Genomic DNA, 17,893 nt, shown 5'->3' with positions numbered 1-17,893 from the left:
CGTCTTGCCCTCGAATGAAAGCGACCGCCTTGACGCGGCACTGCTGCGCCAGGTCGGAGTGGTCCTCCTCGGCGGCGTGCTCGGGCTGCTGAGCAGCACGATGGTCGCGGTGGGCCTGGACCTGCTGGCGGCCGAGTTCGACGCCTCGCTCGCCGTCATGGGATGGGCCTCGACCGGGTTCCTCCTCGCCGTCACCGTCGCCATCCCCTTCACCACCTGGGCCGTCGACCGCTTCGGCGGCCGCCGCATGTGGCTCGCCGGGCTCATCGTGTTCGCCGCCGCCTCACTCGGCGCCGGATTCGCCTGGGACGCGGGCAGTCTCATCGCCTTCCGCGTCGTCCAGGGCTTCGGCGCAGGCATCCTCGATCCGCTCGTGCTCATCCTGCTCGCCCGCGCCGCCGGCCCCGCCCGCGCCGGGCGCGTCATGGGCCTGATGGGCATCGTGCTGTCCCTCGGGCCCGTCGTCGGCCCGATCTTCGGCGGCGCCGTCCTCGAACGTCTCGACTGGCCCTGGATGTTCCACCTCGGCCTCGCCATCGCCGCCCTCGTCTTCGTCCTGTCGCTGCGGGTCCTCCCGGCCGACGCTCCGCGCGAGGCCGCCGAGCCGCTGCCCCGCCTCGACGTCATCGGCCTGGCCCTCATCGGCCCGGGCATCGCCGCCCTCGTCCTCGCCGCGTCCCAGGCCGCCGAGCACCGCGCGTTCGCCACTTGGCAGACGCTGCTGCCGCTCGCGGCGGGTGCGGTCCTCCTCGCGGCCTATGCTGTCCGCGCCCTGCGGCCCGGCGCCGAACCGCTCATCGACCTGCGCCTGTTCCTCAATCGCGGCTTCAGTGCCAGCGTCGCCATCATGGGCCTCACCGGCGTCGTGATGTATGCCAGCCTCGTGGGCCTGCCGCTGTACTACCAGGACGTCCACGCCTCCGGGGTCCTGGCGGCCGGACTCCTCATCGCGCCCTTCGGCATTGGCGGCACCGTCTCGATGCCCCTCGCGGGTTGGATCTCCGACCGCATCGGCAGCCGCAGCCTCGCCCGCGCCGGAGCCGTCGTGCTCCTGGCCTGCGCTCTCGGATTGACACGGCTCGACGCCGACACGCCCATCGCGTGGCCTGTCGCGGCGACCCTCGTCATGGGACTCGCCAGCGGCTTCGTGAGCGCCCCGACCATGGGCTCGCTCTACCGGACCCTGCCCGCACCGCAAGTGGCCCAGGGCAGCTCGGTCCTGTACACGCTCAACCAGCTCGGCGGCTCCATCGGCATCGCCGTCGTCGCCCTCATCCTCCAGACCGCCGCCGATCCCGTCCGCGGATTCCAGGGCATGTACTGGTTCCTGGCCGCGACCCTCGCCGCGGTCCTCGCCGCCACGTGGCTCCTCCCCGGCCGCACCCACATCGACACTCCCGTCACCGAGACCGCAAGGAGCGCAGCATGAAGACGATCGTCATCACCGGGGGCACCGACGGCATCGGCGCCGCTTTTGCCCGCCACCGGCTCGCACTCGGCGACCAGGTGGCCGTCGTCGGACGCGACAAGGACAAGGGCGGGGCCCTCGCCGGGCTCGGGGCGCACTTCGTCCCGGCGGACCTCTCCCTGGTCGCCGAGAACGGGCGCGTCGCCGTCGAACTCGCGGCGAGGTACGACTGGATCGACGCGCTCGTCATGGGCGCCAGGTACTTCCGCACACACCGGCACGAGACGCCCGACGGCTTCGAAGCCTGCTTCGCGCTCGAATACCTGAGCCGGTTCGTCCTCGGCCGCAGCCTCCTCGACCGGCTCGAACGCGCGGCGGCGCCGGTCGTCGTCAACATCTCCGGGCCGGGCCTGGCGAAACCCGAGATCCACTGGGACGACCCGGGACTGCGGCGCGGCTACTCCGGCCCCGCGGCCCAGATGCAGGCCGGACGCGCGAACGACCTCCTCGGCCTCGCCTTCGCCGCCGAGCACCCGCACGTCCGGACCCGGTACGTCCTGCTCAATCCCGGCCCCGTCGCCACCAGTTTCGCCGGGGAGTACGACCCGCCGACCGCCGCGTTCGTCGAGCAGATGAAGCGCACCGCCAGACCGGTCGCTGAACTCGTCCCGCCCCTGTCCGCCCTCATCAATGAGCCGCCGACGGCACCCTTGAGCGCCTTCGCGATCGACCGCCCTGTCGACCCCCACACCACGCCCGGCGACGCCGCCGCCGCCGAACGCCTTCACCGGCTCACCCTCGACCTCCTCGCCACAGGCCGCTGAGAAGAACGGCCGACAGGCCCAGCAAGAAAGCGGCCATCGATTCGATGGCCGCTTTTAAACCTGATGTCAGCTTTCACCCGATCATCTCGGAAATCCGAACTTGTTTTACCTGGTCAGAGAGGGTGCATCTCAAACTGGTGGAGCTTAGGGGATTCGAACCCCTGACCTTTTCCATGCCATGGAAACGCGCTACCAACTGCGCCAAAGCCCCTTGCGGTTTGATTCCGAGGTCGCGGATCCTTGGAACCGGGACTAGTTTACACAGTGTTGACGGGCGTCCCCAGCCAGGGGCTGGAGACGCCCGTCACGTGCTCTTGCAGGGGTTTTGTCGATGTGTGACTGATCAGTCGGATGCGCTTCCCCGCAGGCTCCGGTTCCCATACGATCCATGCAGCCCTGGAATGGAGGCCGCTGCATGATTCCGTACCACCTTGTCGACGGGGCGGGAACGCCCGTCGTGCTGGTCAACTCGCTGGGTGCCACGCTCGACATGTGGGCACCGCAGGTCGGGCCGCTCACCGAGCGGTTTCGGCTGGTGCGCTTCGACACCCGCGGGCATGGCGGCACCAACGCCGAGCCCGGCGACTGGACCGTCGGCGATCTCGCCGACGACGTCGCCGACCTGCTCGACGGGGTCGGCGCCGAGCGGGCGCACGTGGTCGGCATCTCGCTGGGCGGCGCGATCGCGATGACGATGGCGCTGCACCATCCGGACCGAGTCGGCCGCCTCGTGCTCATGAGCACCGCCCCCAAGCTCGGCACCATCGAGGGCTGGCACGAGCGGGCCACCACGGTCAAGGCCGAGGGCTGCGAGGTCCTCGCCGACGCCACGATGGGCCGCTGGTTCACGCCCAGGTTCCACGCCGCGCACCCGAAGGTCGTCGCCGAGTTCCGCAAGCGGTTCGCCGCGTGCGACGCGGAGGGCTACGCGAGCTGCTGCGAAGCGCTCGCGAGGTTCGACCTCCGCGGCCGGCTCGGCGGGATCGAAGCCGAGACGCTGGTGGTCTACGGCACCGAAGACGAGACCATCTCGCGTGACGACGCCGAAGGCATCGCCGCCGAGATCGGCCATGCCGAGGTCATGCCCGTCGAAGGCGCCAAGCACCTGGTGTCCGCCGAGCGGCCTGACGTCGTCAACGCGCGGCTCGTCGACTTCCTTCAGTCCCAGGTCAGGCCGGGGGCATAGCGGCGAGGCCGCAGTTTGGCGACCAATTGGGCCGCGATGTCGAAGAGCCTCCCGGTGGAGCCGGGCGGGCCGACGAGCTGGACGGTCGCCGGGACGCCGTCGCCGCGCATCCCCACCGGCACGACGAGCGCCGGAAGCCCGGCCAGGCCGAACGGCGCGGTGAACGCGGCCGCCGCGGCCAGGTGCGTCACGTTCCAGCGCAAGGTCTGCGTCGACCACTCCTGCGCCGCGGGCGGCGCGCTGGGCAGCCCCGGCGTCACCAGCAGGTCGTAGTCGGCGAAGTCGAACCAGTCCTCGAGGTCCCGCCGGATCCGGTTGCCGTCGCCGAGCACCCCGCCGAACAGGCCCCGCAGGTAGGTCTTCTCGCCTACGGCCGCAAGGCGCCTGGTCCGCCGCTGGAGGCCGTCCGGACCGCATTTGAGGCTGCGGAGGTACGCCGCGCACGACCACGCCCCGGAGGACGCGGCGGCCAGGCGCGGGCCGTACTTCGGGTGGGCCCGGAAGGTGTCGTGCCCGAGGTCGGTCAGGGACCGCACGGCCTGGAGCAGTGCCTTCGTGGCCTCGTCGTCGACGCGGGCGGGCAGCGGCGTCGTGTTCGTCGCCGCGATGCGCAGCCGCCCGGGGTCTCCTGTGGAGCGCGGGGCGCGGTGCGTCAGCGCCGCGTACGCGAGCGCCGCGTCGTCCACGGTGGTGGCCATGACGCCGACGTGGCCGCCCAGCCAGTGGTCGGGGTCGTTGTTGATGTCGGCCGGGACGTACTCGGGGCTGTAGGCGACGATCCCGCAGGCCGCGGCGGCGGTGCGCACGCCGCCGGCCGAGCCGGGGCCGTCGAGGCCGATGCCGATCGGGGCCGCCCCGGCGGCCACGGCGAGCGCCGTGCCGCCCGAGGGGCCGCCGACGCCGCGGTCGGGCCGCCACGGGTTGGCCGGGACGTTGCCGTCGTCGTCGGTGGCGGGCCACAGCCCGAGTTCGGAGGAGCGGCCAAAGCCGACCACTACGGCTCCGGCACCTCTGATACGCTGCACCGCTTCATGGTCGGTCTCGGCGATCGGCAGCACCGTCGCGTTCGAGCCGAGCCGCGGCGCGTGCCCGGTGACCGGGAGCTGCTCGCAGACGGCGACGGGGACGCCCGCGGCGGGCAGCGCCGAGCGGTCGTCGATCTCGTCGACGGCGGCGGCCTCGGCGAGCGATTCGACCTTGCGGACGGCGGTGAGCGCGTCGGCGGCCTCGCGGTGGTCCTCGATGTGGCGGAGGTGGTGGTCGACGACGACGGCAGCGTCGGCATCGCCTCGCCTGACCGCCTTGGCTATCTGCTGCGCGGTGGTTCCCGACCAGCTCACGACTCGTCCTTTCGTTCAGTTCGGGGTGTGTGTCTGCCGGGGAGGCTCAGCCCCCGAGAGCCTGGCGCAGGTCGGCCAGGAGATCGTCGACGTCCTCGATGCCGACCGAGAGCCGGACGAGGTCGGACGGCACTTCGAGGGCCGAACCGGCGGCCGAGGCGTGGGTCATGCGCCCGGGGTGCTCGATGAGCGACTCGACGCCGCCCAGCGACTCGGCGAGCGTGAACACCCGGGTCCGATTGCACACCTCGACCGCGGCCTCCTCGCCACCGGCGTGGCGGAAGGAGACCATGCCGCCGTAGCGGCGCATCTGCTTGCCCGCCACGTCGTGGCCGGGGTGCGAGACCAGGCCGGGGTAGCGCACTTCGGCGACGGCCTCGTGCCCGGCCAGGAACTCGGCGACGGCCTCGGCGTTGTCGCAGTGACGGTCCATGCGGGCGGCGAGGGTCTTGACGCCGCGCAGCGTGAGCCAGGCGTCGAAGGGCCCGGCGACGGCGCCCAGCGAGTTGTGGTGGAAGGCGATCGGCTCGGCCAGCTCGTCGCTGCCGACGACGACGGCGCCGCCGATGACGTCGGAATGCCCGCCGAGGTACTTGGTGGTCGAGTGGACCACGACGTCGGCGCCGAGCGCGAGCGGCTGCTGGAGGTAGGGCCCGGCGAAGGTGTTGTCGACGACGAGGAGCGCGCCGTGGTCGTGGGCCAGTTCGGCGAGCCCCGCGATGTCGGCGATGTTGAGCAGCGGGTTGGTGGGCGTCTCGACCCAGATCATGCGCGTGCGCTCGGTCAGGCGCGCGGCGACGGCGGGGACGCTGGTGATCGGGGCGGTCGCGTAGTCCACGCCCCAGCGGGCGGCGACCTTGTCGAACATGCGGTAGGTGCCGCCGTAGGCGTCGTCCGGGATGACGACGTGGTCGCCGGGCGCTAGGAGCGCCCTGAGCACGGTGTCCTCGGCGGCGAGGCCGGAGGCGAAGGCGAAGCCGCGGGTGCCGCCTTCGAGGGAGGCCAGGCAGGTCTCCAGGGCGGTGCGGGTGGGGTTGGCCGAGCGCGAGTACTCGTAGCCGCCCCGCAGGTTCCCGACGCCGTCCTGCTTGAAGGTGGAGACGGCGTAGATGGGCGGGACGACCGCGCCGGTGAGCGGGTCGGGTTCCTGCCCGGCGTGGATGGCGCGTGTGGAGAATCCGTGGCCCTCGTGCATGCCCCTAACGTAACCGACGTTGATACCGCTGGCCATGCATAGCCACGCTAAGCTGCGGGCAACACGTACCTTCTTCTCTTAGGGGCTGCCTCATGGGCTTCGATGAAGTGCACAAGATGGACATCACCGGTGACGGTGTCGACGAGACGGTCGGCGTGCGCCGCAACGCGGACGGCTCGGTCGAGTACCACGTGGACGTCGACGGCGACGGCACCGCCGACATGAAGGCGGTCGACTCGGACGGCGACGGCGTGATCGACCACGTCCTGCTCGACCACGACGGCGACGGCAAGTACGACGCCGCGGCCGTCGACTCGGACGGCGACGGCACCCTCGACGCCGTCGCGGAGAAGTGAACCCCGCACACGACTTTCGCAGTGGGCGTCCCGTTCGGGGCGCCCACCGGCGTTTTCGGGGCCTGTGGGCTAGTAGGGGTCGCCCGCGGCGGCGCGTTCGGCCTTGGAGCGCAGGATGCAGAACTCGTTGCCTTCGGGGTCGGCCAGGACGACCCAGCCCTTGCCGTCGTCAGTGCGGTGGTCGGCCACGACGGTAGCGCCGATGCCGACCAGGCGCTCGACCTCTTCGTCGCGCGGGATGTCGGGGGTCATGTCGAGGTGCAGGCGGTTCTTGATCGTCTTCTCTTCGGGGACGTTGATGAACAGCAGGCCCTGTGCGTTGGCGGCCGGCCCGATGAAGTTCTCCTCGTGCTCGGGCTGGTTCGGGTCGTCGGGGTCCTCGGTGTAGCCGGTGACCTGCTCCCAGAACTTCGAGAGCGCATAGGCGTCGCGGCAGTCGAACGTGATGGTGCGAATCGTTGAAACCATGCGTCGACGTTAATGGAATACGGTGAAGGCTGTCGATCGTTATTCACGCGTGACGAGCTTGCCGGGCGTGGTCGCATCGGCCGGGCACGTCATGCCGCCCCGAAGGCCTTGCGGACGGTACGCGAGAGCTGGAAGGCGACGTCCCGCCGGCTCATGCCGCCTTGCAGCGACAGCCAGGCGCCGAACAGCAGCGTCCAGAATGTCACGTCCACCCATTCGGTCGACAGTTCGGGATCGATGTCCCCCTCGCGTTGCCCGCCCTCGATCACCACGGCCAGACCGCCGTCCCCGTCTTCGTCGTCCCAGCTGTCCGGATCGACGGGGGCGTTGTCGGCGAACACGAGGCCGAGTACGAGGCCCAGCCCCAGATACTCCTGTGCCAGGCGGTCCAGCGAGTCCAGTGCGCTGCCCTCGCCCAGTCGCGCGGCCGCCTCGGCCCGCTTGAACCGGGCACGGCATTCGGCGTCGATCGCCGCCAGCAGGTCGTTTCGGTCCGCGAAGTGCCGGTGCAGCGTCGAACGGCTGACGTCGGCGGCGGCGGCGATCTCGGAGAGTGTGGCGGACGTCCGCTCGGCCAGCACTGCGATCCCGGCTTCGATGATCAGCCTGCGGGTGCGTCGCGCCGCCGGAGACATGTCGGCGAGGTGCGGAGTTTTGGACACTCGCCCACTATAGAGCGAGTCGGATGTGAATCGGGTCAACCAAGCAACATTTTGGGACTTTAGTGTGTCATTATAGGTGCATGAGCTCCTATATTGCGTCGTCGAGCACGCAAGCGGTATCGCCGGTCTTGCGGCTGAGCGTGACGATCCTGGTCGTGCTCGCTCTGGTGGGGCTGGTCGTGTACGGGGTGAGGCGGTGGAGGAAGGCCCGGCGTGAGGGCACTGTGCGGGGCGCCCTGAAGCAGGTCGTCGGCGTCCTGGTGCTGTGCCCGATCGGCGCGGAGCTCTTGCTGGCGTACGACGAGACGACCGGAGACCCGGCCGCCGTCGCGTTCGCCGTCGTCTTCTTCGCGGGGCTGTACGGCGCCCCCGCGCTGCTGGCACGCGAGCTCGCGCGTCGGTCGGGCTGGGGGTGGCCCAGTCTGCTCCTGCTGTTCGCGGCACTGGGAACGGCCCAGGCGTGCCTCATCGACCAATCGATGTTCAGTGTGGACTACCAGGCTTACGAAGGCTGGGAGGCCACCCGCGAGGCGACGCTGATCCCGGGGCTCGGCATCAGCGCGCTCAACGCGTTCACCTTCGTGGGCGGACACGTCATCTTCAGCTTCGCCGCACCGGTCGCCGTCGCCGAAGCGTGGTCGCCGCGACGTGCCGAGGCGTCATGGCTCGGCCCGATCGGCATCGCGGTCACCGCGTGCGCCTACGCCGCCACCGCCGCGATGATCATCGCCGATCCCGAATCCCGCTCCGCCGGCACCGCTCAGCTGGTGGTCTCCGGTGCGATAGTGGCCGGGTTCATCGCGGCCGCGGCACTGGTCGGCCGCTGGCGGCGCGGGGCCGCGACAGGCGCGAGGCGGCTGCCGGTGCTGCCGTCGGTGGCGATGGCGGTGATCGCGGCCGCGGTCCCCGACTTCCTCGGTCAGGGCTGGACGGCCCTGACCGCGCACCTCGCACTCAACGCCGCGCTGGGCGTCGCCATCGCGGTGACGATCCGCCGCAGCGGATGGTCGCCGTGGCACAGCGCGGCCGTCGCCACGGCGTGCCTCGCGGTGCGCGGCCTGATGGCCTTCACCTACTTCCCGCTCGCGGGCGACGTCGAACCGGGACCGAAATACGCCCACAACGTGGTGATGCTCGCGGTGGTGGTCGCCGCCGGGGCGCTGGCGTGGCGGCGCGGCACCGGCGCCGGGGCGGACACGGCGACGGCCGAGGGCGAACCCGCGACACTGCCCGATGAACGCAAGGCCACGCCCGGTGCGCCGGTGACGTGATGGTGCGAAATGGGAGAGCACGCGCCGACACTCATGGAATACGACGAAGCCTGTCGATTGTTATTGCCGCGTGACAAGCTTGCCTGATGCGGACTGAACGGAGTGAGCCATGAGCGTCGAGACGCACCCTGTCCTGCACCACCCCATCGAAGGACCCGCGCCGGGCTCCTCGGAGATCGCCTACTTCGGCATGGGCTGCTTCTGGGGGGCCGAGCGCCTGTTCTGGCAGACGCCGGGCGTGTGGACCACGTCGGTGGGCTACATGGGCGGCAATACCGAGAACCCCTCGTATGAGGAGGTCTGCACAGGCCTGACCGGCCACGCCGAGGTCGTCCGGGTGGTCTACGACCCCCAGCAGGTGTCTTACGAGCAGCTGCTCAAGGTGTTCTTCGAGAACCACGACCCGACGCAGGGGATGCGTCAGGGCAACGACATCGGCTCGCAGTACCGCTCGGTGATCTTCACGACCACGCCCGAGCAGCAGGCGACGGCCGAGGCGGTCAAGCGGGCGTTCGCGCCGGCCGTGAGCCAGGCGGGCCTCGGCGCGATCACGACGAGCATCGTCCCGGCCGGGCCGTACTGGCTCGCCGAGGACTACCACCAGCAGTACCTGCACCACAATCCGAACGGATATTGCAATCACGGGCCCAATGGCCTGAGTTGTCCGGTCGGGGTCGTAAAGGCGCAGGTGGACGTGGAGCCGCCGCGCCGGTAGCGGGCGTTGCGGCGTCGGCGCCGTGCGTTCGAGAAATTCGCCGGTCCGACCCATCCGCTTCTCTTCGGGCTCCGAACTGCTCATGAGTACGGAGACCTACCGCCGGGAGCGCGATGATGCTTGACAAGGGCGGCGCGGCGCGGCGCCACGACCAGCCGCACCTGCGGATCGCCGGCGAGAACGCCGAGGCCGAGACGGCCGAGCAGCTCGTGCACCGCACCGCGCTGGGCGAGGAGGACGCCTTCGCGAGCCTCTACGACTTCATGGCGCCGCGCGTCTACGGCCTGTGCCTGCGCGTCCTGCGGGACCCGGCGCAGGCCGAGGAGGTGACCCAGGAGGTTCTCATCGAGGTGTGGCGGACCGCCACGCGATTCGACCAGCAGCGCGGCACGGCAGGCGCGTGGGTCACCACCATCGCGCACCGCCGGGCGGTCGACCGGGTGCGCTCGGCGCAGGCCGCCGGGGACCGGGAGCGCCGGGCCGCGGCCGAGTCCGTCGAACCCGAGTACGACGCGGTGGCCGAGACCGCCGCGAGCCGCCTGGAGCACCGGCAGGTGCGCCGGTGCATGAAGACCCTCACCGGGCTGCAGCGCCAGGCGGTCACCTTGGCCTATTACGGCGGGCACACCTACCGGCAGGTCGCGACGCTGCTGGAGACGGCGGTTCCGACCGTCAAGTCCCGGATCCGCGACGGCCTGATCAAGCTGCGCGACTGCTTGGAGGCCGCACGATGAACGCCGATGTCCACACGCTGATCGGCGCGTACGCGCTCGACGCGGTCGATGATGCGGAGCGCCGCCTGGTCGACCGGCATCTGGACGAGTGCGCCTCCTGCGCGCAGGAGGCCGCCGAACTGCGCGAGGCGGCCTCGCGCCTGGCCGATGTGACGATCGCCGAGCCGCCGCCGCGGCTGCGCGAGCGCGTCCTGGCGGAGGCGCGGCGCACCCGCCAGGAGGCGCCGCCGGACCGTCCCGTCGAGCCGGAGGGGCCGATTGCGAGTGCCGAGCGCATTCTGCGCCCGCGGCGGCTGCCGCGGCTGCGCCGCGCCTTGGCCGCCACGGCACTGGTGGTGGTCATCGCTTTTGCGGGCGGGGCGATCACGTGGGTGGTCATGCAGCAGTACGCCGAGTCCGAGGTGAGCGAGAGCGACCGGTTGGCCGCGGTGCTGGAGGCTGCCGACGCCGAGGTTTCCACCGAGGACGCTGTGGGCGGCGGCCAAGTCACCGTCGTCGCTTCGGCCTCGCTCGACCAGGCCGTGGTCGTGGTCTCCGACCTGGCGGCGGTCGGCGAGGACCGGGCCTATCAGCTGTGGCTGGTCAACGACGAGGGGCCGGTCTCGGCGGGCGTGATGGACCCGGGGGACTCCTCGGCGACGATGCTCGTCGACGGTATCGACGAGACCGACGTCATGGGGGTCACCGAGGAACCGGCGGGCGGATCGGACGCCCCGACCCTGCCGATGGTCGCGGGTGTGGACATGACCGCATAAACACACAGAGGAAAGGTTATAGCCTATAACTTCTACGCAGCGGTTGACACTTCGGCGCAGGCGACACAGAGGAGGCTATAACTTATAACTTTCACACGGCGGGCATTGCGAACGCGACACCCGCGCACGGAGAAGGTTATATCCTATAGCCTTGTTTTATAGATGTCATATCTTCATACAAGATAGATTATAGCCTATAATATTTGCAATATGAGTGCCGTATAGCCTATAGGGAAGAACGCGAGTCGGGTCTGTGATCCTGGCTCGCGTTGTGGTTTATCAGCGAATACGGCATTGATCCGGGATTTTTCGATTCGAACCCATCCGGATCGGCTCCCGCCCCGAATCAGGGGCATGAGTGGCAGAACGATCGCGGCATTGGCCGGCGTGGCATGCGCCGGCGGTGCCCTGGCGGCGGCGCAGTTGGCCGCCGTCGCCGTCGCCCCGGGCAGTGCCCCGGTGGCCGCGGTCGGCGCCGCCGTCATCGACGCGACGCCGGAGCCGGTGAAGGAATTCGCCATCCGCACGTTCGGGGAGCACGACAAGCTCGTGCTGCTCATCGGCATCGGCACCGTGCTGCTCATCGCCGCCGCCGCGGTCGGCATCCTCTCCCGGAAGCGGATCGCGGTCGGTTACGCGGCCCTGGCAGTCCTCGGCACGGTGGGAGCGGCAGCCGCGCTCGGCCGCCCGGCCGCGGACTGGACTTGGGCCCTCCCCTCGCTCGCCGGCGCCGCCTGCGGCGCGCTCGTGCTGTGGCTGCTGTACCGGCGCCCTAAGGCCGCCGAAGCGTCAGCCGGTGAGAGGCCGAAACGATCGCCGTGGGCATCGCTGCACCGGCGGCCGAAGACGATCGAAGCACCGGTGCCCGGTCGTGTCGTCGACCGGCGAGGGGTCCTCATCGCCCTGACGGGGGCGGGGTTGGTGGGGGTTGTCGGATGGCGTCTCGGCGGAACGGGAGCGATCGACTCCGCCCGAGACGCCGTCCGGCTCCCCGAACCCGCCTCAGTCGGTCCGGAGGGGAGCGGCCTGGACGTCGAGGGCATCACCTCCTACCTCACCCCGAACGCCGACTTCTACCGCGTCGACACCGCCCTGGTCGTCCCGCGGGTCTTCCCCGACGACTACGTCCTGCGCATCACCGGCCGGGTCGAGCACCCCATGGAGCTGTCGTTCCGGGACCTGCTCGACCGCGACCTGATCGAACGCGAGATCACCCTCTCGTGCGTGTCCAACCAGGTCGGCGGTGATCTGGCGGGCAACGCCCGCTGGCTGGGCGCGCCGCTGGCGGACCTGCTCGCCGAGGCCAGGCCCGACCCCGACGCCGACCAGGTCGTCAGCCGCTCCTCCGACGGATGGACGGCCGGGACGCCCACCGCGATCTGCACCGACGGGCGCGACGCCATGCTCGCGGTCGGCATGAACGGCGAGCCGCTGCCCCTCCATCACGGCTTCCCTGTGCGCATGCTCGTGCCCGGCCTGTACGGCTACGTCTCGGCCACCAAGTGGCTCGTCGAACTCGAACTGTCCACCTTCACCGACTTCGACCCGTACTGGGTGCGCCGCGACTGGGACGCGAAGGCACCCGTCAAGACCTTCTCCCGCATCGACACCCCCGACCCGCTCAAGCGCGTGGGCACCGGCGCGGTCCCCGTGGCCGGTGTCGCCTGGGCCCAGCACCGCGGCGTCGACCGCGTCGAGGTCCGTGTCGACGAGGGCCCGTGGAACGAGGCCGAGCTCGCGCCCGTCATCGGCGCCGACGTGTGGCGCCAGTGGCGGTGGGAGTGGGACGCCGAACCGGGCCGCCACAAGTTGGAGGTCCGCGCCACCGACGGTGAAGGAGAGACGCAGCCCCAGGAGCGGCAGACACCGTTCCCCGACGGCGCGACCGGATGGCATTCCGTCGTCGTCACCGCTGAATGAACACGGCTGAATGAACACAGCTGAATGAGAACCGGGATCACGAACCTCCCGGAACCGATTGAGAAAGAGGCAAGACATGAAGAACCGACTGATGACCCGTGCCGGAGCGCTCGCAGTGGCGGCCGGATGCGCCATCGCGCTGGCCGCGTGCAGCTCCGACGAGGACCCCGAGGACACCGGTTCCGAGGAGGCGACCTCGTCCGAGGAGTCCACCATGGCCGAGGAGCCCACCGAGGACGAGATGGCGATGTCGGGCGAGTTCGGCGACGCCTGCTCGGCCGTCCCGGCCACCGGCGAAGGCAGCTTCGAGGGCATGGCCGACGACCCGGTCGCCACGGCTGCGACCAACAACCCGGTCCTGAGCACGCTCGTCTCCGCCGTCACCGAGGCCGAACTGGTCGACACCCTCAACTCGGCCGAGGACATCACCGTGTTCGCGCCGACCAACGATGCGTTCGCGGCCATCCCTGCCGAGGACCTCGAGGCGGTCATGGCCGACAAGGAGCAGCTGACGAACATCCTCACCTACCATGTGGTCGGCGAGGAGATCACGCCTGAGGAGCTCGGCACCGCCGGTCCCTTCACCACCCTCCAGGGCGACACGATCGAGGTCGAGGGCTCCGGCGAGGACTTCACCGTCAACGGCTCGGCCCGCGTGGTCTGCGGCAATGTCCAGACCGCCAACGCCACCGTGTACATCATCGACGGCGTGCTGATGCCCGCCGCCTAAGCCTCCCTTCCGCCCGATGGGGCCGCCCGCCTCGCGTCGCGGGCGGCCCCGCTCGTTTCGTTCAGGCGGCGCGAGTCTCGCGCCCGGGCCGCGAGCCGAGTGCGACGTAGGCGAGCAGCGCGGCCCCGGCGAGCACGGCCGTCCAGGCCGCGGCCTGCTCGTCGAGCGCGAGGGTCAGCGCCCCGCCGACCACGGCGATGCCGACGAGCGTCCACGCCAGGGGGGCGAACACGGGCGCGTCGAACGCCTTGGCGAACGGCAGGAAGTGCGCGCCGACGACCAGGACCACCCAGCAAACGGTGAGCTCGGGCGCGTCGAGGACGTTGTTGACGACGGCCGCGCCGACCGGGATGGCCAAGGCCATCGCGCCCACGCAGATCCAGTAGACGCGCATGGCCCGCCGCGTCGGCGGCCGCGCCTCGACCGCGCCGGGCCTGGGGCGCACGACCGCGTACCAGACGACGAACGCGAAGGCCGCCACGCCGAGGCAGCGGGCGACCAGCGGCGCCGCACCCGGCAATCCTCCGGCATTGACGAGGATGAACACCAGTCCGCCGATGGCCCCGATCAGGGACCCGATCCGTTCTCCACTCACCGGGGCATTACAGCACAAGAGTGCGATTCGGCGTTCATCCGCTCGCCTCCAGGATGAGTTGGTGGACGTCGAGGTAGCCGCTGGCGAAGCCGGCCTGCGCGTAGGCGAGGTAGAACTCCCAGGTGCGCCGGAAGACCTCGTCGAAGCCGAGGGCGGCGAGGCGCTCTGCGCGGGAGGCGAAACGTTCTCGCCACAGCCGCAGTGTCTGGGCGTAGTCGCCGCCGAAGTCGAGTCGGTCGGCGATGCGCAGCCCGGCCGCCTCGGCGCAGCGCTCGATCGCGGGAATCGAGGGGATGATGCCGCCGGGGAAGACGTACTTGTGGATCCATGTGTAGGTGCGCCTCGCGGCCATCATGCGGTCGTGACGCATCGAGATGGCCTCAAGGCCGACCTTGCCGCCGGGGGCGAGCGAGCGGCGCAGTGTCGCGAAGTAGGCGGGCCAGTAGCGTTCGCCCACGGCCTCGATCATCTCGACGCTGATCACCGCGTCGTAGCGGCGTCCGGGGTCGAGGTCGCGGTAGTCGCGCAGTTCGACCTCAACCCGAGCGGCGACGCCGCGCTCGGCGGCGAGCGCGCGGGCGTGTTCGAGCTGGTTGGACGAGAGAGTGATGGTGTGGACGCGCGCGCCGCGTTCGGCGGCGCGGACGGCCGCCTCGCCCCAGCCGGTGCCGATCTCCAGGACGGTCGAGTCCGGTCCGACGCCGGTGCGGTCGAGCAGGCGGTCGATCTTGCGCCGTTGGGCTTCGGCGAGATCGTCCCAGCGGGCCGGGGCGGTGCCGAACAGCGCCGAGGAGTAGGTCATGGTCTCGTCGAGGAACAGGGCGAACATCGCGTCGGACAGGTCGTAGTGGTCGGCGATGTTGCGCCTGGCGTTGCCGCGCGTGTTGTCCTGGCGCGCGGGCAGGACACCGACGAAGGGGCGGCGCAGCGTCTGGAGCGGCGGCGGCACGAGCGAGTCGACGCCCGCGGCCAGCGCAGTGAGGAGGCCGGGCAAGTCGTCGGCATCCCAGTCGCCGGCCTGGTAGGCCTCGCCGAAGCCGATGAGGCCGCTAGTGCCGAGCCGGTGCAAGAACGCCTCGGGGCGGTGGAGGCGCAGCACGGGAGGCCCGAGCGGGCCGATGGCGCCGCTGGGCGTCTCGACGCGCAGCGGCAGGCGGGCGGCGACGCGGCGCAGCAGTGCCGAGGCCGCCGCGGCCCGCAGCGGGCTGCGGGGTGCGCGGGCGACGTCGGGCCAGCGCTCAGGGTCGACGCGGAGTTGAGCTGATGCGTTCACGGTGCCCCTCCCGGTGTCGGTTGCGGTCCCTGGAGCGGGTCGGCGCTCCCTCGGGCCGGAGCCGGGCTTCGTTCCAGCGTATGGCGGACGCGGCGATGAGGGCGCCGAACGGGCGCAGGAGGGCGGTCGGATGGTCGGTACATGGGCCGAGTGGGCGGTGCTGCTGGCGGTCTTATGGGTTTCCGACCCAGCTCCTGTTCACTGATGCGGCCGGGGCTTCGGCGATTCGGTGGCGTCGATGTCGGAGTACTCCTGCGCCACGCGTTCCCAGTCTCCACGGCGAATCCGCCATTTCGCGATCTCGATGTTCTCGATCGTGCCGTCGTCCCCCTGGACGCAGAGGCAGCGTTTGACGATCACGAACCGCTGGCCTCGCTCCAGGCGCTTGAGCGGACTGAAGTTCCCGTTGCGCTGGAGGCGCGCCAGGCCGCGGTTGTCGATGCGGGTGACCGAGTGCGCCACGCCGAACGCGCCGATGGCGGCGCCGATGCCGAACGCGGCCATGGTCGCGACGAGCAGCCAGAGGTTGAACGCGCCACCGACGCCGATGCCGATCGCCGAGACTGCGGGGATGGCTCCGAAGATCGATCCGACGAGCAGGATCATGCGATTGGAGTATTTGACCGTGAGCAATTGAGAGGCCTTTCGCTTCTGGATCCTCCTCTTGCGGCGGGTCGCCTCGGTGAGGCCGGTGGCCTGCTGCGGTCACGACTCGACGACGGTCAACGTGTAGTCCACCGACGTCGTGAACCCGCCGGATCGACCCTCGAATACGAGCAGGTGCTCGCCGATCGACAGGCTCTCGATCACGACCCAGATGCCGCAGGAATACCGCATGAGTTCACCTTGCGGAATCTCGACCTCGAACTCCCTTGCCTGCAACACAACGGGGTCGAGGGCATTGCCGTCGAGTTCGGCGCTGCCGGAGGCCGCCTCCATGAACGCATCGCACTCGGCGACGCTGCCGGTCATGTTGACGACCGGGAACACCACTGGGGTCTCGGCCGGAATCTCGCAACTGCGGTCGGCGTGCCCGCCGAGGGTCCCGGCCAGGAACCAGACGCCCTCCGGCTGGTTCAAAGCGCAGAACTCGCCTGTCGTGTCGCCCAAGGGGTCTTCACCGTCTTGCTCCCAGGCCGCCCAGGACCACCACTCACCTTGTGGTACATAACCGTTGGCGACGGCTTCGGTGTTTTCGACCGTGATCGGACTGCTCTCCTCACAAGAGGCGAGCGTGAAGGCCAAGGGAATGGCCAAGAGAGAGGTATGAATTTTGGGCACCGACAGAACATACCAATGCGCTTCTCCGGCAAACTTATGCGGCGCTTGTAGACGGCGCATTGGCGATGCCCGCGGTCGGTGCAGCGTTACTGATCGCATAGGCCGTATGCGGGATGGGCGACCGGGCGGGCGGCGGAACCGCACGGCCGCCGCCCGTAGCTCACTTGGTTGCTCTACGGTCGCTCAAGGGGCGAGCTAATCGCCGAAGACCTCGGCCGTGCTCGACGCGGTGGCGGCGCGCACGGTCCATACGAGCAGCCGCTCGTGATCGGTGCAGGAGCGGATGCGGTCGCGGTCGGCGTCGGTCGCGTCGAGGTCCCGGGCGGCGAGTACGGCCAGCAGCGTCTTCACCGCAGTTTCGAGGTGGCCTTCCTGGCGTCCTTCCTCGCGGCCTTCCTCGCGGAACTCCTGCTTGAGTTCGGAGACGTATCCGTAGGTCATGGTCTTCATTATCTGCTTCCAAACCTCTCGTTGGCAACTTTCACCGAGTCCGCCTTCCACGAACTCGGCGTAATAGCGGGCGGTGTCGGTGTCGAGGGTGTCCAGCGCGTCCATCAGCGGACGCATGGCCTGCTCGACTCCGGGATTGAGCCGCTGGGTGAGCAGTGCGAGCACCGAGAAGGGCACGTCCTCGGCCGCTTCGGCGGCATCGGTGATCAGCGGCATGTTGTCGGGGCCGATCACGTAAGGGAGCAGCCGCATGACCGGCCTGCGGGCCGGCCCCAGCGACAGCTCTCCGCGGCAGGCGCGGGCGGTCGGCTCCTTCGCGGTGAGGATCAGCAGGCTCGCCGGCAACTGGTACTTGTTCTCCAGGAACGCCAGGTACCACGCCCAGGCGCGGATCTTCTGCGGCGAGGGCGGCTCGGTCTGCGGTTCGATGACCAGAATCTCCTCACCCTCATCGGTGGTCACCCGCAGCGCGGTGTCGATATAGCGCTCGACGGCATCGATGCTGGTGGTGTCGACGATGATCTCGGCGACCTCCTTGATCTTGGGGAACGTCTCATCGAGGATCCGACGCACGGTTTGTGTGAACAGGCCGGGATCCTCTCGGAACAGGTGATGGAGTGCTTCATGGGGAATCTTCGCCATGGAAAGACCTTAAGTTCACTTTCATCTCGTAAGGCTCGTACGACACGCGAGCCTCGCTGTCGAATAGCTGTCGGGTAACTGACACCGG

The 17,893-nt window shown here is 69.9% G+C and carries 19 protein-coding genes and 1 tRNA gene; 10 read left to right on the top strand and 10 right to left on the bottom strand.

Features of this window, described 5'->3' with window-relative positions:
- Positions 1-4 precede the first annotated feature (4 nt).
- Both H613_RS24845 and H613_RS0106605 read left to right on the top strand, forming a co-directional pair.
- A complete protein-coding gene (locus H613_RS24845) occupies positions 5-1,429 on the top strand; it encodes a DHA2 family efflux MFS transporter permease subunit (RefSeq protein ID WP_051393034.1) in 1,425 nt (474 codons plus the stop codon).
- Positions 1,426-2,232 carry an SDR family NAD(P)-dependent oxidoreductase gene (locus H613_RS0106605; RefSeq protein ID WP_035736692.1) on the top strand — a complete coding sequence of 269 codons (807 nt, stop codon included), beginning with the start codon at positions 1,426-1,428 and terminating at the stop codon, positions 2,230-2,232. Before H613_RS24845 ends, H613_RS0106605 begins: the two co-directional genes overlap by 4 nt.
- 135 nt (positions 2,233-2,367) lie before the next feature.
- Here H613_RS0106605 and H613_RS0106600 read toward each other — a convergent pair.
- Positions 2,368-2,443, bottom strand: a tRNA-Ala gene (locus tag H613_RS0106600).
- Positions 2,444-2,647: 204 nt separating this feature from the next.
- Here H613_RS0106600 and pcaD point away from each other — a divergent pair.
- Positions 2,648-3,418: a 3-oxoadipate enol-lactonase gene (gene pcaD / locus H613_RS0106595; RefSeq protein WP_035736690.1), complete on the top strand. Its 771-nt coding sequence runs from the start codon at positions 2,648-2,650 to the stop codon at positions 3,416-3,418.
- On the opposite strand, the gene H613_RS0106590 is transcribed toward pcaD, so the two are convergent.
- Both H613_RS0106590 and H613_RS0106585 read right to left on the bottom strand, forming a co-directional pair.
- Positions 3,391-4,758: an amidase gene (locus tag H613_RS0106590; RefSeq protein WP_026923189.1), complete on the bottom strand. Its 1,368-nt coding sequence runs from the start codon at positions 4,756-4,758 to the stop codon at positions 3,391-3,393. The genes pcaD and H613_RS0106590 overlap by 28 nt on opposite strands.
- A 46-nt stretch (positions 4,759-4,804) precedes the next feature.
- On the bottom strand, positions 4,805-5,953 hold the full coding sequence (locus H613_RS0106585; protein ID WP_026923188.1) for a cystathionine gamma-synthase: 1,149 nt from the start codon (positions 5,951-5,953) through the stop codon (positions 4,805-4,807).
- A gap of 92 nt (positions 5,954-6,045) precedes the next feature.
- Between H613_RS0106585 and H613_RS24840 the strand changes: the two genes are divergently transcribed.
- The gene (locus tag H613_RS24840; RefSeq protein WP_156925864.1) at positions 6,046-6,309 is read left to right on the top strand and encodes a hypothetical protein; all 264 of its coding nucleotides are present in this window, start codon (positions 6,046-6,048) and stop codon (positions 6,307-6,309) included.
- Positions 6,310-6,378: 69 nt separating this feature from the next.
- Here the strand turns inward: H613_RS24840 and H613_RS0106575 are convergent, their stop codons facing one another.
- Positions 6,379-6,777 (bottom strand): VOC family protein, encoded by a 399-nt coding sequence (locus H613_RS0106575; protein WP_026923187.1) that lies wholly within the window; start codon positions 6,775-6,777, stop codon positions 6,379-6,381.
- A gap of 89 nt (positions 6,778-6,866) precedes the next feature.
- Positions 6,867-7,439, bottom strand: coding sequence for a TetR/AcrR family transcriptional regulator (locus tag H613_RS24835; protein ID WP_211234731.1), 573 nt, complete (start codon positions 7,437-7,439; stop codon positions 6,867-6,869).
- 80 nt (positions 7,440-7,519) lie between these two features.
- Between H613_RS24835 and H613_RS24830 the strand changes: the two genes are divergently transcribed.
- The 6 genes from H613_RS24830 (at position 7,520) to H613_RS0106540 (ending at position 13,564) form a co-directional block, all read left to right on the top strand.
- The gene (locus tag H613_RS24830; protein ID WP_211234730.1) at positions 7,520-8,710 is read left to right on the top strand and encodes a hypothetical protein; all 1,191 of its coding nucleotides are present in this window, start codon (positions 7,520-7,522) and stop codon (positions 8,708-8,710) included.
- Positions 8,711-8,819: 109 nt separating this feature from the next.
- Positions 8,820-9,425 carry a peptide-methionine (S)-S-oxide reductase MsrA gene (gene msrA / locus H613_RS24825; RefSeq protein ID WP_035736675.1) on the top strand — a complete coding sequence of 202 codons (606 nt, stop codon included), beginning with the start codon at positions 8,820-8,822 and terminating at the stop codon, positions 9,423-9,425.
- Positions 9,426-9,538: 113 nt separating this feature from the next.
- Positions 9,539-10,159, top strand: a complete 621-nt coding sequence (gene sigK, locus H613_RS0106555) for an ECF RNA polymerase sigma factor SigK (protein ID WP_026923186.1) — start codon at positions 9,539-9,541, stop codon at positions 10,157-10,159.
- Positions 10,156-10,914, top strand: a complete 759-nt coding sequence (locus H613_RS0106550) for an anti-sigma factor (RefSeq protein ID WP_026923185.1) — start codon at positions 10,156-10,158, stop codon at positions 10,912-10,914. Before sigK ends, H613_RS0106550 begins: the two co-directional genes overlap by 4 nt.
- A gap of 354 nt (positions 10,915-11,268) precedes the next feature.
- A complete protein-coding gene (locus H613_RS0106545) occupies positions 11,269-12,834 on the top strand; it encodes a molybdopterin-dependent oxidoreductase (RefSeq protein ID WP_026923184.1) in 1,566 nt (521 codons plus the stop codon).
- A 76-nt stretch (positions 12,835-12,910) separates the two neighbouring features.
- On the top strand, positions 12,911-13,564 hold the full coding sequence (locus tag H613_RS0106540; protein ID WP_156925863.1) for a fasciclin domain-containing protein: 654 nt from the start codon (positions 12,911-12,913) through the stop codon (positions 13,562-13,564).
- Between the two features lie 61 nt (positions 13,565-13,625).
- Here H613_RS0106540 and H613_RS28955 read toward each other — a convergent pair whose 3' ends face one another.
- The 5 genes from H613_RS28955 to H613_RS0106515 form a co-directional block, all read right to left on the bottom strand.
- Positions 13,626-14,159 (bottom strand): hypothetical protein, encoded by a 534-nt coding sequence (locus tag H613_RS28955; RefSeq protein WP_051393031.1) that lies wholly within the window; start codon positions 14,157-14,159, stop codon positions 13,626-13,628.
- Positions 14,160-14,193: 34 nt separating this feature from the next.
- Entirely contained in the window at positions 14,194-15,432 is a 1,239-nt protein-coding gene (locus tag H613_RS24815; RefSeq protein ID WP_211234729.1) for an SAM-dependent methyltransferase, read from the bottom strand.
- A 198-nt stretch (positions 15,433-15,630) separates the two neighbouring features.
- Positions 15,631-16,038 (bottom strand): hypothetical protein, encoded by a 408-nt coding sequence (locus H613_RS0106525; RefSeq protein WP_156925862.1) that lies wholly within the window; start codon positions 16,036-16,038, stop codon positions 15,631-15,633.
- Between the two features lie 99 nt (positions 16,039-16,137).
- A complete protein-coding gene (locus H613_RS30675; RefSeq protein WP_156925861.1) occupies positions 16,138-16,773 on the bottom strand; it encodes a signal protein in 636 nt (211 codons plus the stop codon).
- 135 nt (positions 16,774-16,908) lie between these two features.
- Positions 16,909-17,805, bottom strand: a complete 897-nt coding sequence (locus H613_RS0106515; protein ID WP_026923181.1) for a hypothetical protein — start codon at positions 17,803-17,805, stop codon at positions 16,909-16,911.
- Positions 17,806-17,893 lie beyond the last annotated feature (88 nt).

The sequence above is a fragment of the Glycomyces arizonensis DSM 44726 genome, from assembly GCF_000482705.1.
In the GTDB taxonomy this organism is placed as follows: Bacteria; Actinomycetota; Actinomycetes; order Mycobacteriales; family Micromonosporaceae; genus Glycomyces; species Glycomyces arizonensis.
The sequence above is the reverse complement of the archived record's forward strand: the minus strand, read 5'-3'. Positions and strand labels throughout refer to the sequence as shown.